The sequence below is a fragment of the Candidatus Brachybacter algidus genome, from assembly GCF_016707225.1.
Taxonomy (GTDB): domain Bacteria; phylum Bacteroidota; class Bacteroidia; order Chitinophagales; family Saprospiraceae; genus Parvibacillus; species Parvibacillus algidus.
The window spans coordinates 458,065-483,591 of the sequence record NZ_JADJID010000002.1; the positions used below are offsets into that span (position 1 = coordinate 458,065).

The following is a 25,527-nucleotide window of genomic DNA, read 5'->3' on the forward strand; positions in this document are numbered from 1 at the left end:
AACCCCAAACGCCAAACATCAAACGCCAAACATTCAATTTATTTCTGCAAACGCATTTCTCAATATTTATTAGTAAAGCCCAATTTCTCATAGAGTCCTTTTGCAGGATTATTAGGTTCTACATGTAAAGCGATCGCTCCTTCAGTTATTTCTATTGCTTTTTGCATGATTTTTTTGCCATATCCCTTACCCCTCTTACTGCTATCAACAGCTATGTACACCAGTATGTTTTCGGGAATATATCCGCTCATGCCGGTGTTATTGAGTATTGTTAGACCCACAATCTTTTCTTCATCAAATCCGATAATGATGTTTCCACCTCTTTTGGGATCTAATGCATAATCGACGCATTTTAAAATATCTTCTACTTTATCGCCATATTGTTCTAAATGTTTAAATAAAAAGGAAGCGACTGTATCGTCATCGGTGATTCTATTGTTTTTATTCGAAGGATTTATTATTTCAAATTGCATATTTAATTGTTTTGAGGAAATAATTAATGAGTACTAGTTTGTGTTTCCTTTATTTAAAAAATATAATATAAAACCCACAGAGTAGATCATGTAAATAATGAATATAGTAATGTCTATAGCATCCATTTAACTACTTTTTTTGCGGTTTAATTAAAGACATATTGACATTGCCGCAAGTAAACTACGGTGTACTTATGAGAAATCAACGAATATTTTAGAGTAAAACCGAAAAATAATTCTATTGTGGGTGCAAATACGGTGTAAAGGTACGATTTTTAAAATAAATCACCTAAATCATTGATAGTTAGTCATTAATGAGCACTTTGCAATATCTTGTTTTATTATAAAGAATAATTTACTCTTTATAATTGTTGGTTTTAATTCTAGTATATTGAATTAGATGAATTTTCTTACAAAGTTCACAATTTGTAACTCAAGTTTCGGCAATTAAAAAACAAATGTAGATGGCTGATGTTAGATGTTAGATGGGGTTTAGTCAATTGATTCATATTTTTTAATAGGTTTATTAGAAAAAATATCCATGTGGTTGATGGAAGGCCATCTAAAATCTACCCCGCCTTCGCTATAGCTTTGTCGGACAAGCCCGCCATCTCTGCCTTAGGCGGACAAGCTTCTAACATCTCACATCTAACATTTTACTAAAATTAAAAAAAAATCTTTAAAAAGAAAAATTTGACTAGAGAAACTTAAGTTTCTAATAATACATTACAATCTTTTATTTGATTCAGTGAGTACTTTTGAGCATTTAACGATTTCAGAAGATAAACGTGTATATACAGTTACTACTTTATTGCAATCCCTTTAATTTCATTCAAATAATCTCATAAACCTCCAAAAAAGCAATTGAGATCGATTGCAAATAATTCTAAAGTACCCTTAAGGAACTAAGGCATTGCTGATATACGAAAGTGCATGTTAGAGAATATTGAGACATATATTGAGGATTTTGTCAAACTGAATGTTGATGACAGCTCTTTTGTACACCAAAATATACTAAAAAGTACTAAAATCAATTTAACAAATTATCGTCAAAACTATTGATCTTTGTCACTCTAACTCCTGAATTGATTTTTATTAATCTTTTTGACTTAAGAATAATCTATCTTTAAAATAATTTCACACTCATCTATCTAAAGTGTTATAATAATTATGGTTAATGTTATCAAAAGAAACAATGTAGTGGTATCCGGACAAGGGGAACAAGTTATTTTGTTCGCTCATGGTTTCGGATGTGATCAAAAGGTTTGGAATTACATAAAGAGTTCCTTTGAAGACGATTATAAGATTGTCATGTTTGATTATGTAGGTGCCGGCAATTCAGATCTATCCGCGTACAAAGCTGAAAGATATGATTCTTTATATGGATATGCTAAGGATATCCTTGAGATTTGTGAAGAATTAGATCTTAAGGAGGTGATTTTTGTGGGACACTCGGTCAGTGCAATGATAGGAGCTTTGGCATCAATTGACAAACCTGATTTATTCAAAAAGTTGATTTTTATAGGACCTTCTCCATGCTACATTCATAAGGAAAATTATAAGGGAGCTTTTGACCAGGAAACTATTGACGGCTTATTTGAAGTAATGGAAGAGGATTATATTGGATGGGCCAATTCCCTTGCTCCGGCTATCATGGATCGAGATAATGGTCCGGAACTTGGCGAAGAACTAATAAATAATTTTTGTTCAATAGATCCTGTAATCGCCAGACAATTTGCCAAAGTTACCTTCCTGTCTGATAATAGACCTGATCTTCCCTTTATTCCAGTTGAAAACCTTACTATCCAGAGTTCTGAAGATATGATAGCGCCACTCTACATAGGACAATATATGAATGAGAATGTCCCGAATAATACCTTAGTAGTTGTGAATGCTAAAGGACATTGTCTCCATATGAGTCATCCTGAAGAGACTGTAAGAGCAATAAAGGATTTTATAAAACTTTGATTGTCAATTAATTTTCCTAAATTTAAGTTGTTTTTAGTTTAAAATTTTAGAATTGAAAGAAATGAGCAAATCAGATGACAATAAAATAATTGAGGAATATGACAGGATTGCACCTATAATCTATGGTAATATTTTGAATCAAGTCCCGCAGGAACCTATTGCAAATAATATTTTTGAAAAGGTAATGGTTGAAGTTTTGGCAGAAGATTTACCTCAAAACGAGAGCTTGCAAAAGTCCCATTATAACCATACTTAATAAAGCCCGTAAAAAAAAGTAAAAGACCATCGATTCACTGAATTTATTTAGGGAATGTAGTGGTGTAATTGAAGTGAAAAAGAGTTGAGACGTTAAAAGTTTTTAGAAGTCAGAAGTCAGAAGTCAGAAGTCAGAAGTCAGAAGTCCCCTGGATGACATTATTCAATCTACATTTCGACAGTTCAATAATCGACTGAAATTAACATCAAGAAGTTGAGATTGATCTTATTACCCACTACCTATTCGTCTGAATCACGCTTGCCTGCCAACAAAGGCAGGGATTAGGATTAAAGGATTTCCCTGATTTAAAAATTAAGTTAAAAATGAAATTAGAATGATTCCCGGTTATTCAATCTACATTTCGACAGTTCAATAATCGACTGAAATTAAGATCAAGAAGTCGAGATTACTCTGATTACCCATTACCAATCACCCATCTGTCTGAATCACGCTTGCCTGCCAACAAAGGCAGGGATTAAACGGATTAAAGGATTACACTGATTTAAAAGTTAGAAATATGAAATTAGAATGATTCCAAGTAACGACTTTATTTAATTTAAATTTCAGCAGCTCAATAATCGCCTTAAATTAATATCAATGAGTTGAGATTGCTCTTTCCCATTGCCCATTCCATTACCCATTACCCATTACCCATCACCCATCTGTCTGAATCACGGGATTAAACGGATTAAGGATTACACTGATTTAAAAGTTAGTATGCCTTTCTTAGATACGTTATCATCAATTCATATTTTTTCTGCTCAATAATAGCCTGTGATATAAATCAGGAAGTGCTACCCACTCTTATTACTGATTACTGATTACTCATTTCCTATCTTCATCTTCTGCAGATATTCATCGATTTTCTCAGGTTTATCGATGGGAGCGAATCTTTTCACAGGATTTCCATTTGAATCGATCAGAAACTTTGTAAAATTCCATTTGATTTTATTCCCAAACCATCCATGCAGCTTCTTTTCAAATATTTAAACAATGGATGAGCGCTATCACCATTGACATCTACCTTTTCAAACATAGGGAATGTTACCCCATAGTTGATTGAACAGGTGGCCTCTATTTCATCCACACCACCCGGCTCCTGCTGTCCAAATTGATTGCATGGAAAGCCTAAGATGACCAAGCCGTCATCTTTGTACTTATTATAGAGCGTCTCCAGTCCTTCATATTGTGGAGTCAAACCACATTGGCTCGCTGTATTTACAACAAGTATTGTCTTGCCTTTGTATTCTTCAAAATTGACTTTCTTTCCTCTAAGACTATTAGCTGAAAAATTATAAAATGAATCGCTCATAAAATTTATGTATTAATTTAATTTATTGGTGGATTTAGTCCTTTTTGTCCAAGCGTTGGTAGACCATAATGCCAAGGCAATGAGTACTGGTTGGAAAATAATCTGATCAGTCTCGCTGAATCCGTGTCCAGTCCGAATCCGTCACGTTGATTTGCCCATTGTGCGATATTACCGGGAAAGACTGCAACAAAAATGCTGCAGTGATCCACCCTATGGTAACTTTATATTTAGGAAGTGCTATTAACGATGCTCCAAGGATTATTTCTACAATTCCCGACATAATTACGACTGTGTCTGCATCAATAGGAAGCCATGGAGGAACCTGCGCTTGAAACTCTTGTCGACTAAAGCTCAAATGGGATATGCCTGCTCCAAGAATGAAGGCACCGAGGACGATTCGCCCGATGTTTTTGAATAGTTGAGGTGTTAGAATCGATTTTCGGGTAGTCATATTTTATTTTTTAATTCAAATATTTATAGAACATGAAGGATAAAAACGTGCAGATTAACATCCTATGGCCGTTCTTATAACTCTATGAGAGAAGTTTAAGTTTTACAATCGAATGACATCTATAAAGATTTTATTTTTACGAGTAGCAAATACCATCATTTTTCTTTGATCTCAACTACTTGTTTTAACACTTCAATTAATGTTAAAGATTGAAATATTATATGTTTTATATTCGCAAGTAAAGGAAGTAGAATCGAGGAAATTTATGTCTTTTATAAAATTTATACCCATTTGGGATGAGAGCCAACTAAATATTATTTTGACTCAAGTTTCGGTAGTCAAATTTACTTTTTGAAGGATAAATTTTAATTTTAATAAAATGTTAGATGTTAGAAGCTTGTCCGACAAAGCTGTGGCGAGGGGGGTAGATTTTAGATGGCTTTCCATCAATCACATGGATATTTTTTCTATTAAGCTATTAAAGAAAAAATATGAATCAATTAACGAAACTCCATCTAACATCTAACATCAGCCATCTACCTTTGTTTCTTAACTGCCGAAACTTGAGTTATTTTGATTTACAATACATTTTTTAAAGTGCACATACTCTGAAAATGTTACTATGCAGGCTTTAAATCTTATATTGAAATGCATATCTGCATTTACAATAGTTTTTTTTAATTAATTTGAGTTAAATTCACAGAATAATTAGCTCACTTGAGATTTATTATCATCTATATTATCCTTTCTTTCATTGCATGTCATATACATGGACAGGCAGTGATTCCTAAAATTTCACTTGAAAAAGAAAAGGACAAACTCAGATCAATTTGGTGGATGAAATGATCGAACAGGCTCGACTTGATTGGCTCTCTGGAATGGACTCCCTTGCCTATGCAAAATTAGAAAAAGCCATCATTGATTCAAAAAAGCTAAATTACGCAATGGGCGAGGCCAATGCCAGAAGCCAATGGGTGCGAATTGAGATGGATTATCAAGATCAGGAGCCACTTGCTCAAAGGCATTTAGATACAATGTTTCAATTAGCTAAAAAGGCAAAAATGCCTCTCATAGAGGGTATCGCACTGTTTAGAAGGGCGCAGATAGATTATGATTTCCCTGAGAGATATGAAAACGCCATGAAGATGCTACATCATTCTAATGAAATCTTTAAAAGCGAAGGAAACAAGCAATGGGAGGCATTATATTATTCCGAATACGGTAGTGTACTCACCTATAAAGGACAATATTATGAAGCACTTGACCTGCTACTTAAAGCAAAAAAAATTCAGGATAAATATCAATTAGTTTCAAATCTAAAATCTACTATATCCAGTATTGCGAATATTTATCTCATGATCAAGAAATACGATCTGGCGCTGAAATTTTCTAATGAAGGTGAACATTTAGCAGATAGCCTAAATGATTTGAATACCAAAGTATTTTACAAGAACCAAAAAGGTGTGATTCTTAACAAGCAATTCAAATTTAAAGCAGCTATTACGCAGTTCAAAGGAGGCATATCTATCCAGGAACCCATGGGTAAGAACCAGCGACTGGTCAGTATGTACGCAAATCTGGCTGATGCTTATATAAAAACAAATGACTTGGATTCTTCCCAAAAATACAACGACCTTGCCAAAACTTTACACAAGAAGTTGACTGGTGAACAAAGTTGGGGATTTCACACAGTTTTCATTAATGATGCAAAAATAGCTTTGTTGAAGGGAAAACTGTCTGAAGCAATTAAAATTGCGAATTTTGGTCTAACGATCCTTGAAAATCTGATATTACATTTCCTTCTGAAAAGAAAGAATATTATGAGATCTTGTCAAATGCCTATGAAAGGAACGGAGAAAGCAGGAAAGCTTTTGAAAATTACAAGAATTATCAACGATGGTCTGATACGATATATAATCAGGATATCAATACTCAGTTATTGGAAAAAGCTTACAACTATGAAATTTCCAAAAATGAACAAATTTCAAAGTTGAATCTTGAAAAAGTTAAACACCAGAAATTGATAACTACACGTAATTTACTTATCATCATTTCTATAATTGGATTTTTTAGCACCTTATATATTCTCAGGACCAATAAAAAATTAAAAGAAATAAATTTAACTCTAAAAACTAAAAATTTAGAGATTGAAAATGCTTTATACCAGGGCCAGAATATCGAAAGACGAAGGTTGGCTGCTATTGATCAAGAGGATCAAAATGCCCAACTTACTACTTTGAGATCATTAATTAAAGCCATAGACCCGGATCAACTTGATGACCATAATAGTGTAATTTATAAGAAACTAATTGACATGACAACAAGTGTAACTAATGTTGATGAACTTATCTTTCACAATACACTTCCCGGTGTTTTGGAGCAAGATGGAATTGTGGCAGCGACTCATGCTTTAGTTTCAAAATTGACGGTGCAGTACAATACATTGTTTAATATAAAGGAAGAAGATCACATTGGACGATTTCAAATAGAAATGGAACACCAATTGTACCAGATTATTCTTGAATCAATCAACAATATTGTTAAACATGCTGATGCGAGCTTCGTGAATATCAATTTCAAGAAAGTGGATAGTCTATTCATTGCAACTTTGGAAGACGATGGTCGGGGAATGGATGTTAACCGTAATAATGAGGGCAAAGGTATTAGTAAAATGATCAGTTTGGCTAATAAAATGGGTGGTGAATACAAAATTGAGAATTTGCTTCCAAATGGCACGAAGATTTGGGTCAAGGTACCGATTGAAGAACATTCAAAGAACTAATTTATTGAATAATAACTATTTCAAATGCACCAACAACACACTAATATCCGCCGGATTAATACCACTGATTCTGCCAGCCTGGCCTAGAGAGGCAGGTTTATGTTTGTTGAGTTTCTCACGTGCCTCAAGCGAGAGTGAGGTGATAGTACTATAATCAAAGTCGGGTTGTAACTTCATTTCTTCCAGCCTGCTTACCCTGTTGACCATCTCCATTTCTTTAACGATGTAGGAGGCATACTTCATATTGGTTTCAGCCAGCTGTACGATTTCGTCATCATAGTTTGCAAGAAAATCCTTCAATAACGGCATATGAACTGCCATATCATTGATCTGAATATTAGGCCTGGTAATGACCTGATCCATCTTGACTTTTTGTTTCATAGGACTACTTCCTACCGCTTCAAAATGTGGGTTTAATTCTGCAGGGTCTGCACTCGTCTCTCTAAACCAATCAATGATCTCCTGTACTTTTTCATTTTTCTCATTGACCCGTGCCATTCTCTTGTCCAGACCTTTCATACCCAATCCGACAGCCAGTGGTGTAAGTCTCAGGTCGGCATTGTCCTGCCTTAACAGGATCCTGAACTCCGCACGAGACGTAAACATCCTGTATGGTTCATTGGTACCTTTATTGATCAGATCATCGATCAGGACACCGATATAGGCTTCAGAACGACCAAGAATAAATGGATCTCTTTCCTGAACAGATAATGCTGCGTTTATTCCGGCCATCATGCCCTGACAAGCAGCTTCCTCATATCCTGTGGTTCCATTGATCTGACCTGCGAAGTATAAACCGCCAATCAAATGAGTCTCCAACGACATCTTCAGCTGTGTAGGTGGAAAATAATCATATTCGATGGCATAGCCAGGGCGGAACATTTTCACATCTTCGAAGCCGGGAATCATTTTCAGCGCCTTGTATTGCACATCTTCAGGTAAAGAACTTGAAAAACCATTGACATAGATCTCGATGGTATTTCTGCCTTCCGGCTCTACAAATAACTGATGTCGCTCCTTATCTGCAAATCTTTCGATCTTATCCTCTATAGACGGACAATATCGTGGACCGCGTCCCTGAATCCTACCCTGAAACATAGGTGACTGAGCAAATCCTGTTTTTAAGACTTCGTGTACCTTGTCATTCGTGTAGGTGATGTGACAAGGTATTTGATCTTTAATCGTAGGTGTATCAGCATAGGAGAATTTACCAGGCTTTTCATCACCAGGCTGTTCTTCCATATTGTTATAATTGAGTGAACGGCCATCGAGTCTTGGTGGCGTCCCTGTCTTCATTCGTCCTGCTTCAAAGCCGAGTTCTACGAGTTGTTCAGTAATACCTTTGGCTGCACTTTCGCCAGCTCTTCCTCCACCGAATTGCTTCTCTCCGATGTGGATGATGCCATTCAGGAAGGTTCCATTGGTCAAAACTACAGATTTACCACGAACTTCGATGCCCATGCCTGTTCTGATACCGACGACTCTTTTATCTTTGACAATGAGGCCTGAGACCATTTCCTGCCAGAAGTCTATCAATGGATTTTGCTCCAGCATGTGCCTCCATTTGCCGGCGAATTCCATCCGGTCACTCTGAGCACGCGGACTCCACATGGCAGGGCCTTTGGACAAGTTGAGCATCCTGAACTGAATCATCGTATGATCCGTGACGATACCGGAGTATCCACCCAGTGCATCCACTTCTCTGACGATCTGTCCTTTGGCGACACCTCCCATAGCAGGATTGCAGGACATCTGTGCGATGGTCTGCATATTCATAGTGACGAGCAGTACTTTTGAGCCAAGATTGGCAGCACCCACAGCGGCTTCACAACCTGCATGGCCTGCTCCGACTACTATCACATCATATTCTGGAAACATAGGAGGAAAAATAAGTTATAATATTAATGTTTATATATATTATCTTTTATACTATTGGATGTCAAATAGTTATATGGTTTATTTAAGTTTTGGAAATTTCTGAATTGTTTTTATTTACCTTACACAATCATCGGAGTTTCCTCGCCTCTCTTCGTTAATCAGGCAAGACCGCCGTTAATTCTTTAGTCGGGCAAGCCCGCCTCCGCTTCACTTTGTCCGACAAGCTTCTAACTTCTGATTTCTAACTTCTAACTTCAAGTCAAGTAATATCAAGGGTTTTGTAAAAAATATTTTGCTCCAAAACTTGATTTATAACGTTCGCGAAGTAATTACCTTCTGCGATCTTTGGTTTGCATTGGTGGTTTGCGTTTGTTTTTCCAGCTTTTGACAGGAGTAGGTGTTTGTAAGAAGCGCTTTTTAGCTTGTGATGATACAAGACCATCCAGATCTTTGTCCTCATCGATGCTTAATTCTCCTTTTGTGATAGACTGCAAGTCTTGACGTATCATATCGTCACTCACGAAATGTTCTTTATTCCAGGTTTTGTAAGCCAGCTTCATGTATGAACCTATGACATCGACAAATTCCTTTTTAATTGGTCCATCTTCCATGCCGAGTGCCTTCTGGATCATCAGATGAACATTGTATCCGTAATGCTTGAACTGAAGGTGGTGGACAGGATATGTGAGTTGTTCAGGACGTAGCATTTGATCCTCGAAGGTAGGCTTAACGCCGCCTGGAGGAAGCACTTTCAATTCGAAACCAGCCATGTAATACATGTCGTGCCACAGTTTTTCTCTATAGTTATCTACACTTTTGCTTTCCGGAAAAAGCTGGATGATCATATCGATTGATCGCTCTATGTAAGCTCTTTGTTCTTCAGGATCTTCCAGTTTCTTGATGCTGTTGGCCATTCTCTGAAGGTGTCTTCCGTATTCTGGAAGCACGAGGTGGTCACGATCTGTATTATATTCTAATGTTTTTCTTTCTTCTAAGCTTCTGATTGCCATAATGGTCTTTTGTAAAATGTAATATTATTCGACAGTGACGGACTTCGCAAGGTTTCTTGGTTGGTCTACGTCACAGCCGCGCATCAATGCGATGTGATAAGATAATAATTGTAAAGGAATCACTGAAAGTAGCGGTGTCAGAGGATCTTCAGTCTCAGGTATTTCAATGAAATAATCTGATAATTTGGCGATCTCTACATCACCTTCACATACGATAGAAATAACTATACCTTTTCTTGCCTTCACTTCCTGAACGTTACTGACGATTTTGTCATAAGCATTTTTGTTGGTAGCGATGACGATGACAGGCATTTTCTCATCTATAAGGGCGATAGGTCCATGTTTCATCTCTGCAGCAGGATATCCTTCAGCATGGATATACGATATTTCTTTAAGTTTCAATGCGCCTTCCAATGCTACCGGAAAGTTAACTCCACGTCCAAGATAAATAGCATTGGTACTATCCTTGATCTCTGACGCAATATATTTGATCTGATCACTTTTTTCCAAAACTTTCTGGATCTTGCCTGGGATTTTTTCCAATTCCACGACCAATTCCTGGAATCGGGACTTAGAGATCGTTCCTCTTGCGCTTGCTAATTTTAAAGCCATCAACGTCAGCAAAGTCACTTGTCCTGTAAATGCTTTAGTAGAAGCTACACCGATTTCCGGCCCTGCATGAATATAAGAACCAGCATGGGTCGTTCGAGCGATAGATGAACCTACGACATTCACAATACCGTAAGTAAGTGCGCGTCTTTCCTTAGAAAGTTCGAGTGCTGCAAGTGTATCTGCTGTTTCACCTGACTGCGAAAGTGCGATCACAATGTCATCCGGTCCTATGATTGGATTTCTGTATCTGAATTCAGATGCATATTCTACTTCTACAGGGAGACGGGCGAGGTCCTCTATCAGATATTCTCCTATAAGGCCAGCGTGCCAACTAGTGCCGCAACTAACAATATTTAATTTCTGAACATTCCTGAATTTCTCCTCATATTCTTCAACACCTCTTAAGTGGATCCAGCTTTCCTCCGCATTTAATCTACCTCTCATACAATCAAGGACAGTCTCAGGTTGCTGATGTATTTCTTTCAACATAAAGTAGTCGTAGCCACTTTTTTCCAGGGCTTCGATCTGCATGTCAAGTAATTCTACTTTAGGATTTTTGACTTCATTTCTAATGTCTTTAATCTGTAATCTTCCGTTTTTGATGATGGCGATCTCTTCATCCTGAAGATATATTACTTTTTTAGTATAGTCGATGATCGGAGTAGCATCCGAACCAATGAAATATTCATTTTCACCAAGACCGACTACCAGTGGGCTACCTTTGCGTGCCGCTACAAGGATATCGGGGTTTAACTTGTCGATGACGACGATAGCATAGGCGCCGATCACTTTAGTAAGGGCTATTCTGACCGCTTCATCGAGTTCAAGATTTTCTGAAGACTGGATCTCTTCAATTAAGTGAACTAAAACTTCCGTGTCCGTCTCACTGATGAAAGTATGACCAAGTTTAAGCAGTGCTTCCTTCAGGGTAGCATAATTTTCAATAATACCATTGTGTATGAGCGCTAGTCTTCCATTGCCTGATAGATGCGGGTGAGCATTGATATCGTCAGGTTTACCATGGGTGGCCCATCTTGTATGCCCGATACCCACGGAACCATTCTTGTTTTTGCCCTCAGTGAATAATTCAAGGTTATTAACCTTTCCTTTTCTTTTATATATATTGAGATCACCATTGAGCAGTGCTACTCCGGCACTATCATAACCTCTGTACTCCAGTCTTTTCAACCCTTTTAAGAGTATAGGGTAAGCATCCTGGTGTCCGATATATCCAACTATTCCACACATAAAGACGAATTGATATAATTTACTTTTACATTAAAGTATTCTTGAAACAATAAGTTTCAATTTCATAGGGTTAGCCTTGGTATTAGGGCCATTTAACAGCACTCTTGCAGGTAAAGTCCCAGAGTAAAGCATACTAAGATACAACTCATTTGTTTCTTGTCCATCAATATAATCTGTTAAATATTTAGGCAAGCGGATTTTATATTTATATTTAGTCAGACCATTCTCTGTAAACTCTTCTTTTGTTCCACCATAAGCGGAAGCTAGTGAAGATGTCAATGCAATGCTTCCATCGGTAGTCGAGATTAACTCTCCATCAGAGTTCTTTTTAAATAACCATAACTGAAGTGGCAGTGCATATAAGTTGTTTATAGGATCGGTCACAGTCAGTTCTAACTCTGCGAAATTAAGGGCATCATACTTTAGATAAGAGAGATCGGGTAATGTTATTTTGACTCTTGGACCGGCTAATGATTGAATGAATAAAACACTATCTGTGGTTGGATTATCCAGGTATTTTTGGAACCGACTGCCAGTATAATCATGTGTAAATGAAGTATGACGAACGCAGTTGCCATTGGTAATCAAAATAATTGAAGTTGTGGTATCACTCGCTGTAGGCTTATAATAAATAGTAAGTCTATTATTGGTATTGACCATGTTAAGGCGGATCATGCTTTTTGTTTCGCCATTTGGTTTAATACTTAATCCTTCAAACTGTTCCTGTAGTTTTGAACTGGTGTTGAAGGTAGAATCTGGAAGAGATTTCAAATAATTGACGAAATCATTGTTGAATCTAAAGCGCAGATGTGAGGAATCACTTGGAAAGGGTTTGGGTATAAAATTCGAAATGCTGGATACTGGAACCGCATCTGTTTGGTAGTTAAAATCTGAATACAAGGTGTCCTGATTGTTGACATTTTCTGTAATTCTGAAAACATCCAGACTAATTGGGCTAGAGAGATCCCCATATTGTCCTGTACTGTCTGCGTCATAATATACATCCCAAACTACAGAGTCTATCGCAGATGCAGAAAGATTGGTCGCTTTAGAACTAATGGCTTTATTGATTACAAACTGTGCATAAATATTGGCAGTTATAATTCCAAATTCATCATCACGTACAGCACCTACAATACTATTACCAGATGTAGCAGTAGAACCTGGTACATACATTCTAATTCTGGCACCCGGCTCTGAAATTGCTTTCAAAGAAAAGGTGTCGATGACGTCGAAGGGAATATTATTGCCAGAGACGAATTCTTTTCCAAAATCACTGGGTTTGTTACAACTGAAGAGGGCGATCAGAAGTAGCGCTGCGAATAAAGTATATACTTTCACAAATTTTCTTTAAAGATTATACAAAAAAAGGATTATTCCTCAATCAGCTTATTGTAGAACTCCATGTATTCCTTCTTCATATTTTCCAAAGGAACATAATCCAACACAGGGATACCTTTCAGCTTTTTGATTGCTTTGGTAACGGATTCATCTAGATCCTCGCTGCCTATGATAATTCCATCAGTAAACGCTAATGCACCTTCGATTAGTGTAACGTCCTTGTTTTTCATGAAGGGCTTGAGGTCTTCCGGCTCAAGATTGTTGATAGAGGCCTTGTCCAGGAATTTAGGTGTGAAGAAACCAGAAATATCCTCTTTGTATGGTGTATAAATAATTTTAAATTTATTTAGGATAGGGTCATTTTTATAAGCGGTTTTCAGATAAAAAGGAATCAACGCCGTCATCCAGCCGAAGCAATGGATATAGTCTGCCGGCCAACCGAACTTTCTGATCGTCTCGATGACACCTTTGCAGAAGAATACCATTCTGTCTTCATTGTCGACAAATGGCTTACCTTCTTCATCATGAAACATGAATTTACGTTTGAAGAACTCTTCGTTGTCGAGGAAGTAGACCTGAAGTCTCATTCCGGGCAAAGAAGCCACTTTGATGATCAATGGATAATCGTCGTCATCGATGATGATGTTCATACCGGATAGACGCACTACTTCGTGTAGTCTGTGTCTTCTCTCGTTGATAATACCAAACTTTGGCATGAGGATACGCACTTCCATTCCTGACTCGTGGATGGCTTGTGGTAATTTTCCTACTAAATTGGCGATATCATTCTCAAAAGTATATGGAGATAATTCTTCCGCTATAATAAGTACTTTCTTCTTTGACATATGGTACTTTTACTTTATTTTACTGCTTTTCAAATTAAAGACCGCAAAAGTACGACATTTTCGGCGGCTTATGCTGATTTTCTAAAATAAAAAACAAGAAGTCGTTGTTTTTGAGGCGTTTGGGAGAATTTAGAATGAAAGTTGCAGGGTGAAAAATGGTGGATAAATGAGAAATCAGATTATACTTTGCTAAGAGTTTTTATGATGTGCTGTGATAAATATCTTGGATATTTGGTCTCCGCAAGGTCTTTAGTCAGAGGCTATCGGCAGCGTGATTCTTGACATTTCATTATAGCTTAAAAGAGTGGGATTGAAGTCCGTATACCCTTAAAGTTATCCGTCGGCTAAAGCCAGCGGCAAATTATGTATGGTGAGAAAGAGTGGAAAGCCTAAATATTAATTTATGACTTAGGAAAGACTCAAGTAACTCAATCTTTTAGCTGATCCCATTGTATTATTTTTAGAGATGAGGCAACGAAAACAATTTTCATCAAGTAATAAGGATAACAAAACATAAATTAATTATGAAACTCCAATTACTATTATTCACAATTTTATCTCTGCTTGTCTCCTCATGTGTTAAGGAAGAAAGTGATTTTATTAAAGGTGAACAAGGTCATACTTACACTTCTAATATTCTTGGAATAGTGATAGATGAGGAAGGGCAGCCTATTAAAGATGCCAATGTGACCTTTAATGGTGTTACAAAGACCACAGATGAAAACGGGGTATATCAATTCAAAGATGTTGAGGTCAGTGATCGGCACAGCAATTTAAGAATAAAGAAAGACGCTTATTTTGATGGGAGCCGGGCATTTATGACTAACAGAAAAGCCAACATTTCATTAAAAGTCATTTTGCTTAAAAAGGATTTTGATCAATCCTTTGAATCAGCGAACGGAGGATCTCTAAAGGAATCCAATATAACAGTTGAATTTCCTTCTAATGGAATTGTAGTCGAATCAACAGGAGAAAAATATACAGGTCAGGTCAACGTCGCCATAAAATATATGGATCCGACTTCAGAAACGATTTTCGATGAGATGCCCGGAAATCTGACTGGTTTGAATACCTCACAGGCAGAGGTGGTGCTAACCACCTATGGCATGGTATCTATTGAAATGCAGAGTTCTACAGGTCAGAAACTTCAAATAGCCTCAGGAAAAAAAGTGATTATTAATAATAAAATACCAAATGAATTATTGGACAAAGCCCCATCCACAATTCCTTTATGGTATTTCGATGAGAACCTGGGATATTGGATAGAGGAAGGAGAGGCTCATTTGGTCAATGATACTTACGTAGGGGATGTTGGGCATTTTTCTTGTTGGAATTATGATTCAGAATTGCCTTCAATTATTCTGAATGGGAGGGTAAAAGATCAACGTGGTCAACCAATAAACGATGCACAGATACGGATAAAAATATCTGGACAAACAATTGGCGTAGGTGGCACTACAAACTCCGATGGTTTATTTAATGGCAGAGTTCCTAAAGACCAATTGTTGGATATCGAGATATCTATAAGTTCAAATGATTGTAATACAATCGTTTATAATGAGCACATTGGCCCATTCTCTTCAAATACCAGTTTAAATGATATAATTGTAAACCTTGGTTCTTTTAATAACATAATTAATGTAGATATAACTGGAGAAGTGGTGGATTGCAATTTTGGTAATGTTCAAAATGGTTACGTCAAAATAACAACAATTACAGGTCAAGGTCATATTCTTCCCATTGAAAATGGTTTAGTAAACGGATCATTTATTTCGTGCAAATCTATGGATAATATAACTATTCAAGCATTTGATATTGAGAATATACAGTCAAGTGAGTTAACTGAGGTCAATGTGAACCTTCTTATTGATTTTGGGACAATAATAGCCTGTGGTGTCATTCCTACATATGTTAAAGTGAAAATTCCGGAGTTGTCTATAGATACAATATTTGTAGGGGATGTTGTTGGTTTATATGGAGGAGATACAATAGCACTTCTGTCATTTGATTCTGGTATGAATATACCCCGTATTTTATTTAGTTTTGGATGGGATTTAGTACCTATTGGAACTGTAACTACAGGCACTTACCCATTAAAGCCGAATTTTTTTAGTAATCTTACTATAATCGATCCTACTCAGGTAAATTATCCTTTAATAGGGGGAGAAGTAACTATTACTAAAGGAGGAGAATTTTCGATTGACTCTAGGGTTGAAGGAACGTATAAAACTACATTCATTAATCCTGAAAATAATGAAATTTGTCATCTATCAGGCTCATTCCGCACAATAACTGATAGATAGTAGTAAAGATTTTGACCGATTCCCAACTCATACAACAATGTTTGCAGAATGACCGACAAAGTCAGAAGCAGCTCTATGAACGATATAGCGAGCAGATGTATGCCATCTGCTTTCGCTATTGCAGGGATGAGTATAAGGCAAGGGAAGCCCTTCAAAATGGTTTCATCAGAGTATTTAATAATTTAAAATCATTCAACACAGACATGTCTCTTGGAGCATGGATGAGGACAATTATGATCAATAGTTCATTGGATGAACTAAACAGAAATAAAAAGACAGAAAATATTGAGGACAATAAATTTATCAATCAATTGTCTGAACCCAATCTAATTGATGAAACGATGACTGCCGAAGAGATGATGTCGCTGGTCAATGAAATGCCTGAAGGTTATCGAACCGTTTTCAATATGTTCATCATTGATGACCTTTCTCATCTGGAGATAGGTCAATTACTTGGTATTGCTGAAGCCACATCAAGATCGCAATTATCCAAAGCACGAAATTACCTCAAAATTCAATTATTACACAAACAGAAATTATATCTATGAATCAGAGAGATATTCATGAAAAGAAGTTATTTGATCAGTTTTATGATCAGAAATCACCTGTTTCAGATGATATGTGGGAATCGATCTCTGTCCAATTGGATGCACAGAAAAAGAAAAGGAAGAGGCCCATTTTTTTCTTGTGGTTCTTTGTTATGCTTTTAGGTTCCGTAATTGCATTTCAATTGTTGAATAACTCAAGTGGAATATTAATAAAAGAAAATTCATCGATTCAAGTTGATCAATCGCAGACTTTATCTCAAAATCCCGTAATTCAACATACTGAAGATAAAAAGATATCCGGATCAGTATCTTCTGAATTGGCCCAAATGTCAACTAATATGAATGAAACTGGATTATTAAATAAGGCTTCAGTAAAAGAAGGAAGATTGTATAAATTTGAAGATTTAAATTCATCTGAAAAGGAAATTTCGCAATTCAACAAATCGCAATTCAACAAATAATTCAACAAATAATTCAACAAATAATTCAACAAATAATTCAACAAATAATTCAACAAATAATTCGAATTTAATTCCACTTATTGATAATTCCCTTCCTTCATATTCAAAACTACCCGAATCGGAGGATGCAGACTCCGGGCATCCCATGGACATTTTGGATCACCCTGTTTTTACTACAAATTCATTAACATCATCACCTACACTAATTTTTTTAAATGCTCCGATAATTAATGTCGAACCCACAAATATTTCTGGTGTGTATTTAAATATTAACAAGCCAATTGTGCATAAAAAGAAAATTAGAAACTTTGTTGAAATTAATGCAGGTATTGGTAAGCCTTTCAAGCATATGAGTTCTTCAAACTTGGAAAATTCGGCACTCAATTTTAGAAAAGAGACTGAAAAACCTCTTTATTCATGGAATTCAAACATTTTGATTGGATTTGATTTTATGCAAACTTGGACGATAGCTGCAGGTTTGGAATGGTCCGAAATCATCGAAAAATTCAATTATACCAATGGAAAAGCTACAAGAATTGAAGTAAAAATAGATCCTTCTACTCAACAGCCTAGTGATACAAGTTTAGTTCGGGGTACATTGTCAGAGCGGGGCCAAAACACTTTGTCTCTGTTAAATATTCCTTTGAATATTGGATATCAGAAAAAACTGGGCAGCTGGAAAGTAGGACTGGAAGCAGGTTTGGGGTTAAATGTCCGTTTAAAGTCATCAGGTAAGATTCTCCTTGCCGAACAAGATGTCAAATCTTTGGCCGATTTAAATTATATTTATAAAACGAAGATAGGTTTGAGTGCCGGCCTGGCAATATCATTTGAGCGTCATTTAAGTAAGCACGTCTCCTTTATGATCAAGCCTCAGTACATTACTTATTTTTCAGATTGGTCTCAAAATAGCAATCCAGTAAGTGTTTATTATGATATGCTTAGTTTAAACGTTGGAATTAAGCATTACTTTTAATTTTATTAAATCTGTCAGGCGAGCATCATGTCGATATTTTTCCCATGAATTTATTCATGGGAAATTGAACGATTGAATTTAATGACCATATCTATTTGAGAGTATGATAAGTGGGTATAACATCTTGGAATTGGAAATGCTCGCATGCGATAGATTTTTACTTATGCCGTAATAAGATATATTATTAATCTTTAGTTTTAGCAAGGTCACCAGTCAGAGACTGGCGCCAGCGTGGGGCCAGCGCGGGTTGGATGGAAATGATATTATACTGGCGCTATCTGAGCTTTTAAAGATTCAATTCCAGACTTTCGATCATTTCTTTAAGCTCATTCGCTTTCAACTCAGCTTTTTCTCCTTTATCATAGATAGTAAGAAGATAAACAGTTTCGGTTTCAATGTACAGGTAGGTGATAACTCTTGCACCTCCACTTTTACCTTTTCTTTTACTACCTATAGCTAAACGGATTTTATAACAGTTATTTCCAATAAAAGTGCCAGATTCAGGGTCTTCTAAAATATTGTCTATGAGTTCAGCAAAATCATTTTTTATAGATGGGAATTTTTTTGAGAGTCGCTTGAGCTCTTTCTCAAATCGATGAGTGGCAATAATACTATAACTCACAAAGAAGCTCTTGTGCTGTTTTAAGTTTTAATTTACCTTGCTTGTGCAAACGAACTTCTTCAGCAGCTTCTTTAAGATCATCCCAAAGCATGGCAGCGTCCATAGTCATAGGCTTTGCGTTTTTAATAAAAGAAAGGCTTTTTAAAACTTTCATTCCAAAATTTGCCTCATCGTCGGGTATCTCAATCAATACTTTCATTTTTTTAATTATTTTTTTCGTTCACGCTGGTGCAAATCTGTGAATAGAGAATTTTCTAAGCTAATATACAAATTTACAATATCAGTGGATAAAATACAAACATTAAAGCAGGGCTTATTGTTTTTTAAGAATATGAAATCTGCATACAACCGCTGGAGCCAGTTTGTAACTGGTGGCATTACCAAAGTTGAGAATTAATTTTTTTAAAAAGCAAGAGCTCCAACGTTTTGCAAGTTTTTAATATATGCTTAATAAAAAATAATATCGTGTCTTCACAAGGTTACCAGTCAGAGACTGGCGCCAACGTGCTAATTTGATATTTATGGTTTTATTTAAACTTTCCGGATAATTGATTGCAATGAAATGAGAACCGGGTTGATTGGAATAGATGATTAACTTGTACCATGATAAATAATGTTATTGCTCCATAAATATTATATACAATCTTTCATCTCAGCGTTCAATTCCCTCCCACTTCAGTTGGTGGATAGATCAAAATTAACTCTCTTGCTCATAATATATCTTATAATATTTCCTTCCGCTTTCATCCATTCCCTGCTCAATTAATTCCTTATCACCATGGATGTAAATGTGAAAATTCTTATCCAATTTCAGGACTGATTTAAAGGCAGCAGCTTGCTTTTTTAACGCGGGAATGGAAATGGAGAAGGTATCAGATATTTCTACATCATGCGCTTCCCTGTATGATTCATCGAATTTTCGGAAGGATTCGCGCACATTGCTGTCTCCAAAAACTTCATTCTCAAAATCATCTTTATTGAAATCATCATTTTTTTTGAAATAATCTACAGAGCGATTGAGCAAGTCGATCTGATCAGCCTTGGTAACTTCAAAGTCCTCTGCCATTTGTTTTGTGACAAACTGTTTGGCGAGGCCAAGGAATTGATTCGTCTGATAGAAATCATTCGTAATGGGCTGAATACTAAGGAAATCATCCTTCCAGTATGCGGCTTCAGTACTCTTATTCAGATTGTCGATGATGCAAAGTTGATATCCTTTTGCCTTATCCACGTTAAATATTAGGCAACCCTTGTCGAGTTTGTTGATGTTTATACCCTCATCATAATTGATCTGATCATCGGTATTTTTGACATTAACTTTCAGGTAATCTTCCTTGGTTTCAGATTTAAATATTCCAATACAATCCGTCAATTCGTCGTCCAATAAAACATCTTTCAAGTATGCAATATACAATTCACCGCCCTTAACTTTTGGATGTGTGGTGCTGTTGTACAAGTGAAGCGCAATGGTTTTGCTTAATTCGTATAATTGATCCGGGTCTTTAAATAATTTTGCAGCTAACATATAAATCTCGTTCTGCTCCAGGCCAACTTCATTTTTAAAATGAAACATTTCGTTGCCGGAAAATGAGTTGAGGAAATATCTTTTCATTAACCTTACCAACCCTTCTTCACCTATATCTACCGGTGATTGGGAGAAGTCAAGACCTTCTTCATACGTTTTATTTCCTACCTGATGGACAGACAAGGATGTGAGCGTCGTATTGTCAAACTGCAGCATAAATCTTTTTTAGTTAAGAGATACAAATAAACCGCTTTTGCAGTAAAGTTGTTTCATTCCTGAAGAAGAGATTGGGCAGCATTTCTTTTTCACAAACTATTTATAAAAATAATTTCTAGCAGGCATTCATTATAATTTGATGAATTTTCCTGTACTACGAAGCCCATCCTTGCTTATGAATTCATAGAAATAAATACCCGGTGTGAATGATTTCACATCCACGTTCACCATCCTTTCCATATTTGTGTGCCGACCCTCATATTTAATTATTCCTTGCAGATCAATTAAGTGGAGATTTAGAGGAATATTTTTGACCTTGCTCATATTAAAACTGAGAAAATCTCCAACAGGATTTGTTAATATTTTTATTTCCGGAAGTTGATTTTTTGAAGTGTTCATACCGGTCTGAATCATTAATTCAATACAAACCTCTTCGCTCGCACCACATGGATAGAAGGCTTGTACACATAGGGTGTATGTCCCTTCGTTGACAATATCCAAAGTGATAATGCCGGTGTCTATATCCGTAAAATTTACTCCGGGAGGAATAGCCCAAATAAACTCTGTGCCAAGCGGATAATCTCCTATGTTCTCCACTTCATACATGTACTTACCTAATTGAGGATTGATCACAGAAGATTTGATGATCGGCGCTACCATTGGTGCGTCTTCATTTTCAATAATGAAACTAAAGTCGCGTGTGCAAATTATTTTGTCTGTCAAGCCAATCAGCTCCTTAGGATTAGAAAATGTAGATGTGACCAAAAGTGTATAAATCCCCGGCTTGCCGACTTCTATACTTCGCAGAGTCCCTAGGATGTTGCCACTTTCATCTCTCCATACATATGTTTCATCCAGTAAGTCGTGCGCTGAAATAATATTGCCTTCCAAGGACAATGTTGCTTTATCATCGGATATGCAAGGAAGTGAATTTCTGTCAGCGAGAATTTCCAAAGTAGCAGCATCATTTTTCGAAACGATCAGTCCTGCAGGAAATGGGCAGCGATTATTGCTCTCAAATATCACGTCTTCATAAAGTGAATCAACCATATAATTCACACCCTGATAATTAAAAAATTGCTGACCATCACAAATGACGACATCGTATATAATGTCAATTGGCACAGAACGCTCAGCGACAGTCAGCGTAACCGAGGAGACACAAATCAATGGCCCGGAATATGGAAGGCTATCATATATACCGGGTGCATATAAATGGCCTTGGTACAAAGCGGAATCCCCTGGACAGGTATAGACACTTTCTTCGATATGATTACCATCGACCACTTCTATGTCCCAGCACATGGATTGGCCGATCTCATCACAGCTATTGGTCGCAGTGACACACAATTGGTAGGTGCCCAGCGGTCTTCCGCCCATAGAAAAGTTAATCTCTGGAAGATCAGAAGTCTTAATAATTCCGTCAAAGGTCCAGGTATAATTATTGGCAAATTGAAATCCTGCGAAATTATAATGCCCGGTTTGCTCAGGGCAGACTGTCAGGTCACCGCTTAAAACTGAGTCTAAAGGTGCTCCAACTGAGACATTTGCTACACCAGTTGCGCTTTGAAAAATATAATTACACGTCGCTCCATTGGCACCATCTATGACTAAGTAATAAAGATTACCGGGAACAACCTCGGCATAAATATTGAAAGGTGTATTTGGAGGTATAACGGGAAATGATTGGCAAGCTATTGTATTGAAATAATTACCACATTGGTCATACAAGGCCCATTGTGTCCCACCCGTGCAAACATTGTTAGTGATAATTAGATCGATAAAACCGCTGTCATCAGCAACGAAGGAAATCCACATTGGGTTATTTAGCACCGAGTTTGCAGCGCAAAATGGAATAGGATTAGGAAGTGGCAAGGCATCATCGCTGTTTAAACAGAGCCCTACAAGGTCACATGCGAATGCGTTGCCATTACCAAAAACTGCTTGTGCAGCTGTGAAACAATCATTGGCAGGAATGACATTTAGTTCGGGGTTGCATTGACCTGAAGTGTCATTTATTATTGTAAATGAAATGAAGAATGCTAGTAAGGATTTAGTTAAATTTTTGAAAGTTGTCATGGTGCTTAAATATATGATGGGATAAATATTGGTTAATTAGGGTAAGAAATTTTGAGCGAAATAATTTGAAAATTACATGAGTGAATAAGTTAATTGATAGTATAAAATGGGTTTGATGGGTTAAGATAAGAATTGTTGGCGTAAAAGAATTAGTTACTGGGATAATTTAACATTTGATGGCAGGCAATTGGTAATCCGTAATGGGTAATCGGTAATGAACAACAACGATCAGAACGATAAATATCAGCGTTTAATAATATTTAGAATCACGCTTGCCTGCCAACAAAGACAGGGATTTAACGGATTAATGGATTTCGCAGAATAGAGCAAGTAATAATCTGTGTCATCAGTGTAATCAGTATAATCTGTGATTCAGACAAAGAAATATTCAGAATCACGCTTGCCTGCCAACAAAGGCAGGGATTTAAAGGATTATTGGATTTCACTAAAATGCGTTAGTAATAATCTGTGTCATCAGTGTAATCAGTATAATCTGTGATTCAGACAAAGAAATATTTAGAATCACGCTTGCCTGCCAACAAAGGCAGGGATTTAACGGATTAAAGGATTTCGCAGAATAGAGCAAGTAATAATCTGTGGCATCAGTGTAATCAGTATAATCTGTGATTCAGACAAAGAAATATTTAGAATCATATTCGCCTGCCAACAAAGGCAGGGATTTCACGGATCAAAGGATTTCACGGAATTGTGCTTGTAATAATCTGTGCCATCAGTGTAATCAGTATAATCCGTGATTCAGACAAAGAAATATTTAGAATCATACTCGCCTGCTAACAAAGACAGGGATTTAACGGATTAAAGGATTTCACGGAATAGTGTTAGTAATAATATGTGATATCAGTGTAATCTGTATAATCTGTGATTCAGACAAAGAAATATTTCCCCTTTTAGTTACCTTTGGCCGGTAAATAAAAGCTAAAGCTCCATATGCTCCAACGTATCAAAGTCAAGAATTACGCCATCATCGATGAGTTGACCATTGACTTTAATCCTCATTTTAATATCATCACCGGTGAGACAGGTGCCGGAAAATCTATCCTCCTCGGAGCACTGGGACTCATCCTGGGCAATAGAGCCGATAGCAAGACCTTCTTCAACAAGGAGGAAAAATGCATCGTCGAAGCAGACTTTCAGATCAAAGAATATGATATGAAGTCATGGTTTACGGAAAATGACCTCGACTACGAAGACCTTACCATCATCCGTCGCGAGATACAGCCCGCCGGCAAAAATAGAGTATTCATCAATGATACACCCGTCACCCTGCAGCAACTGCAGGACCTCACACAGCAGCTGGTTGATATCCATCAACAATTCAGCTTGTATGATATCCAAAAACCTGCCTATCAATTGACACTCTTCGATGCTTATGCAGGGAATAAATTATTGTCAGCAGAATACGGAGAAAAATATAAAAAATTAAATGGATTAAATAAGGAGTTAAAAGAACTGGAGGAACGGAAACTAAAATCCATCCAGGAGGCGGACTACCTTACTTTTCAACTCAATGAACTTAACGCGGTGCCATTTGAATCAATGGATCAGGCGGCCATGGAGGATGAATTGAACCTCATCGAAAATGCAGAAACGATTCGGACCACTTCAGGTGCCGCTTATTTGGCATTGTACGAAAACGATATAAATATCATCAGTGCCCTGGATGATATCATTTCCAATTTCAGCCCGATCGCAAAAGTTTCTACCACTATTTCAGAGATTTACGACAGACTGCATTCTTCCAAAATAGAACTGCAGGAATTGTCCCAGGATATCAACCACCTTGCCGAAAGTACGGAGATAGATGAAGAACGGGCTGTCGCGATCAAAGAAACGCTGGATCAATTGTACAAACTCCAAAGTAAACACCAGGTCAAGGACGTGGCGGCTTTGACTACCTTAAAGGAAGATCTGGAGTCTAAACTTCAGAATTTTGATGAGCTGGATGATGCCATTGCTGCTATCCATCTCGATCTGAAAGCCCTCGAAAAAATGTTGTTTGAACTGGCAAATAAGCTTTCAAAGGCACGAAAGGAACACATCAAGCCTTTTACAGAAACTTTGCACAAGTTGCTCAGTGAATTGGGAATGCCTCATGCGCAGTTTGTTGTCGAAATGAAGCCTGCGGATAAACTAACTACCTCCGGTACTGATCAAGTCCAGTTTTTATTTGCAGCGAACAAGGGTTCCATTCCGGCACCTATAAAAGATGTGGCGTCAGGCGGTGAGATTTCGAGACTGACACTTTCTGTGAAATCACTTGTCGCAGCCGCTATTCCACTCCCATCACTTATATTTGATGAGATAGATACAGGATTGGGAGGGGAGATTGCTTTGAAAATGTCTGTCATTCTGCAAAATATGTCCAAGGATCACCAATTGATCGCCATCACACATTCACCGCAATTGGCATCCAAGGCAAATAAACATTTGTTTGTCTTCAAAGAAATTGTTGGAGATAAGACCTTTACTCAGATTAAGGAATTATCTTTGGACGAGCGGATAGAAAATATAGCTATCATGTTATCGACCAAGCCACCTTCCAAGGCGGCTATAGAAAACGCAAAAGAACTCATTGCGCAAGCATAGATCAAAATAAAATT

19 protein-coding genes and 2 pseudogenes are annotated in these 25,527 nt (G+C 36.9%); 9 read left to right on the forward strand and 12 right to left on the reverse strand.

The features are described from left to right. Positions 1–59 precede the first annotated feature (59 nt). Complete coding sequence (locus tag IPI15_RS07795; protein ID WP_287419790.1) at positions 60–473, reverse strand: GNAT family N-acetyltransferase; 414 nt, start codon at positions 471–473, stop codon at positions 60–62. Between the two features lie 1,170 nt (positions 474–1,643). Between IPI15_RS07795 and IPI15_RS07800 the strand changes: the two genes are divergently transcribed. Beyond that, positions 1,644–2,441, forward strand: a complete 798-nt coding sequence (locus tag IPI15_RS07800) for an alpha/beta fold hydrolase (protein ID WP_287419792.1) — start codon at positions 1,644–1,646, stop codon at positions 2,439–2,441. A 61-nt stretch (positions 2,442–2,502) separates the two neighbouring features. Next, on the forward strand, positions 2,503–2,697 hold the full coding sequence (locus IPI15_RS07805; protein WP_287419793.1) for a hypothetical protein: 195 nt from the start codon (positions 2,503–2,505) through the stop codon (positions 2,695–2,697). A gap of 821 nt (positions 2,698–3,518) precedes the next feature. Here IPI15_RS07805 and IPI15_RS07810 read toward each other — a convergent pair. After that, positions 3,519–4,009 (reverse strand): annotated as a pseudogene (locus IPI15_RS07810) (glutathione peroxidase). Between the two features lie 12 nt (positions 4,010–4,021). Further along, positions 4,022–4,460: pseudogene (locus IPI15_RS07815) on the reverse strand (DoxX family protein). Between the two features lie 842 nt (positions 4,461–5,302). Between IPI15_RS07815 and IPI15_RS07820 the strand changes: the two are divergent. Together IPI15_RS07820 and IPI15_RS07825 are read left to right on the forward strand one after the other, a co-directional pair. Next, a complete protein-coding gene (locus IPI15_RS07820; protein ID WP_287419797.1) occupies positions 5,303–6,454 on the forward strand; it encodes a tetratricopeptide repeat protein in 1,152 nt (383 codons plus the stop codon). A 26-nt stretch (positions 6,455–6,480) separates the two neighbouring features. After that, complete coding sequence (locus IPI15_RS07825) at positions 6,481–7,242, forward strand: sensor histidine kinase (RefSeq protein ID WP_287419798.1); 762 nt, start codon at positions 6,481–6,483, stop codon at positions 7,240–7,242. Between the two features lie 15 nt (positions 7,243–7,257). Here the strand turns inward: IPI15_RS07825 and mnmG are convergent, their stop codons facing one another. The 5 genes from mnmG to IPI15_RS07850 all read right to left on the reverse strand — a co-directional run bounded on the left by mnmG (position 7,258) and on the right by IPI15_RS07850 (position 14,176). Further along, positions 7,258–9,120 carry a tRNA uridine-5-carboxymethylaminomethyl(34) synthesis enzyme MnmG gene (mnmG, locus tag IPI15_RS07830; RefSeq protein WP_287419799.1) on the reverse strand — a complete coding sequence of 621 codons (1,863 nt, stop codon included), beginning with the start codon at positions 9,118–9,120 and terminating at the stop codon, positions 7,258–7,260. A gap of 329 nt (positions 9,121–9,449) precedes the next feature. Next, the gene (locus IPI15_RS07835; RefSeq protein WP_287419800.1) at positions 9,450–10,130 is read right to left on the reverse strand and encodes a DUF4290 domain-containing protein; all 681 of its coding nucleotides are present in this window, start codon (positions 10,128–10,130) and stop codon (positions 9,450–9,452) included. A gap of 24 nt (positions 10,131–10,154) precedes the next feature. Continuing rightward, complete coding sequence (glmS, locus tag IPI15_RS07840) at positions 10,155–11,990, reverse strand: glutamine--fructose-6-phosphate transaminase (isomerizing) (RefSeq protein ID WP_287401624.1); 1,836 nt, start codon at positions 11,988–11,990, stop codon at positions 10,155–10,157. 30 nt (positions 11,991–12,020) lie between these two features. Beyond that, positions 12,021–13,331, reverse strand: coding sequence for a DUF4270 family protein (locus tag IPI15_RS07845; protein WP_287419802.1), 1,311 nt, complete (start codon positions 13,329–13,331; stop codon positions 12,021–12,023). 32 nt (positions 13,332–13,363) lie between these two features. Further along, positions 13,364–14,176 carry a glycogen/starch synthase gene (locus IPI15_RS07850; protein WP_287401626.1) on the reverse strand — a complete coding sequence of 271 codons (813 nt, stop codon included), beginning with the start codon at positions 14,174–14,176 and terminating at the stop codon, positions 13,364–13,366. 524 nt (positions 14,177–14,700) lie between these two features. On the opposite strand from IPI15_RS07850, the gene IPI15_RS07855 reads away from it, so the two are divergent. From IPI15_RS07855 to IPI15_RS07870, 4 genes are all read left to right on the forward strand, one after another. Next, positions 14,701–16,479 carry a carboxypeptidase-like regulatory domain-containing protein gene (locus IPI15_RS07855; RefSeq protein WP_287419804.1) on the forward strand — a complete coding sequence of 593 codons (1,779 nt, stop codon included), beginning with the start codon at positions 14,701–14,703 and terminating at the stop codon, positions 16,477–16,479. Positions 16,480–16,520: 41 nt separating this feature from the next. Next, the gene (locus IPI15_RS07860; RefSeq protein ID WP_287419806.1) at positions 16,521–17,027 is read left to right on the forward strand and encodes an RNA polymerase sigma factor; all 507 of its coding nucleotides are present in this window, start codon (positions 16,521–16,523) and stop codon (positions 17,025–17,027) included. Further along, positions 17,024–17,488, forward strand: a complete 465-nt coding sequence (locus IPI15_RS07865; protein WP_287419808.1) for a hypothetical protein — start codon at positions 17,024–17,026, stop codon at positions 17,486–17,488. Before IPI15_RS07860 ends, IPI15_RS07865 begins: the two co-directional genes overlap by 4 nt. 283 nt (positions 17,489–17,771) lie before the next feature. Further along, a complete protein-coding gene (locus IPI15_RS07870; RefSeq protein ID WP_287419810.1) occupies positions 17,772–18,464 on the forward strand; it encodes a hypothetical protein in 693 nt (230 codons plus the stop codon). Positions 18,465–18,750: 286 nt separating this feature from the next. Here the strand turns inward: IPI15_RS07870 and IPI15_RS07875 are convergent, their stop codons facing one another. The 4 genes from IPI15_RS07875 to IPI15_RS07890 form a co-directional block, all read right to left on the reverse strand. After that, on the reverse strand, positions 18,751–19,086 hold the full coding sequence (locus IPI15_RS07875; RefSeq protein WP_287401630.1) for a type II toxin-antitoxin system RelE family toxin: 336 nt from the start codon (positions 19,084–19,086) through the stop codon (positions 18,751–18,753). After that, positions 19,076–19,285, reverse strand: coding sequence for a hypothetical protein (locus IPI15_RS07880; protein WP_287401631.1), 210 nt, complete (start codon positions 19,283–19,285; stop codon positions 19,076–19,078). Before IPI15_RS07880 ends, IPI15_RS07875 begins: the two co-directional genes overlap by 11 nt. Positions 19,286–19,783: 498 nt before the next feature. Next, positions 19,784–20,827 carry a nucleoid-associated protein gene (locus tag IPI15_RS07885; RefSeq protein WP_287401632.1) on the reverse strand — a complete coding sequence of 348 codons (1,044 nt, stop codon included), beginning with the start codon at positions 20,825–20,827 and terminating at the stop codon, positions 19,784–19,786. A gap of 129 nt (positions 20,828–20,956) precedes the next feature. Further along, the gene (locus IPI15_RS07890) at positions 20,957–22,906 is read right to left on the reverse strand and encodes a T9SS type A sorting domain-containing protein (protein ID WP_287401633.1); all 1,950 of its coding nucleotides are present in this window, start codon (positions 22,904–22,906) and stop codon (positions 20,957–20,959) included. 948 nt (positions 22,907–23,854) lie between these two features. Between IPI15_RS07890 and recN the strand changes: the two genes are divergently transcribed. Beyond that, on the forward strand, positions 23,855–25,513 hold the full coding sequence (gene recN, locus IPI15_RS07895) for a DNA repair protein RecN (protein ID WP_287401634.1): 1,659 nt from the start codon (positions 23,855–23,857) through the stop codon (positions 25,511–25,513). The last annotated feature ends 14 nt before the right edge of the window (positions 25,514–25,527 follow it).

Bases quoted from the DNA above. Each gene is read 5' to 3' on its own strand.
- IPI15_RS07855 (WP_287419804.1), top strand. From the start codon at position 14,701: ATGAAACTCCAATTACTATTATTCACAATTTTATCTCTGCTTGTCTCC.
- glmS (WP_287401624.1), bottom strand. From the start codon at position 11,990: ATGTGTGGAATAGTTGGATATATCGGACACCAGGATGCTTACCCTATA.
- IPI15_RS07890 (WP_287401633.1), bottom strand. From the start codon at position 22,906: ATGACAACTTTCAAAAATTTAACTAAATCCTTACTAGCATTCTTCATT.
- IPI15_RS07820 (WP_287419797.1), top strand. From the start codon at position 5,303: ATGATCGAACAGGCTCGACTTGATTGGCTCTCTGGAATGGACTCCCTT.
- IPI15_RS07835 (WP_287419800.1), bottom strand. From the start codon at position 10,130: ATGGCAATCAGAAGCTTAGAAGAAAGAAAAACATTAGAATATAATACA.
- IPI15_RS07805 (WP_287419793.1), top strand. From the start codon at position 2,503: ATGAGCAAATCAGATGACAATAAAATAATTGAGGAATATGACAGGATT.
- IPI15_RS07800 (WP_287419792.1), top strand. From the start codon at position 1,644: ATGGTTAATGTTATCAAAAGAAACAATGTAGTGGTATCCGGACAAGGG.
- IPI15_RS07850 (WP_287401626.1), bottom strand. From the start codon at position 14,176: ATGTCAAAGAAGAAAGTACTTATTATAGCGGAAGAATTATCTCCATAT.
- recN (WP_287401634.1), top strand. From the start codon at position 23,855: ATGCTCCAACGTATCAAAGTCAAGAATTACGCCATCATCGATGAGTTG.
- IPI15_RS07795 (WP_287419790.1), bottom strand. From the start codon at position 473: ATGCAATTTGAAATAATAAATCCTTCGAATAAAAACAATAGAATCACC.
- IPI15_RS07885 (WP_287401632.1), bottom strand. From the start codon at position 20,827: ATGCTGCAGTTTGACAATACGACGCTCACATCCTTGTCTGTCCATCAG.
- IPI15_RS07880 (WP_287401631.1), bottom strand. From the start codon at position 19,285: ATGAAAGTATTGATTGAGATACCCGACGATGAGGCAAATTTTGGAATG.
- IPI15_RS07865 (WP_287419808.1), top strand. From the start codon at position 17,024: ATGAATCAGAGAGATATTCATGAAAAGAAGTTATTTGATCAGTTTTAT.
- mnmG (WP_287419799.1), bottom strand. From the start codon at position 9,120: ATGTTTCCAGAATATGATGTGATAGTAGTCGGAGCAGGCCATGCAGGT.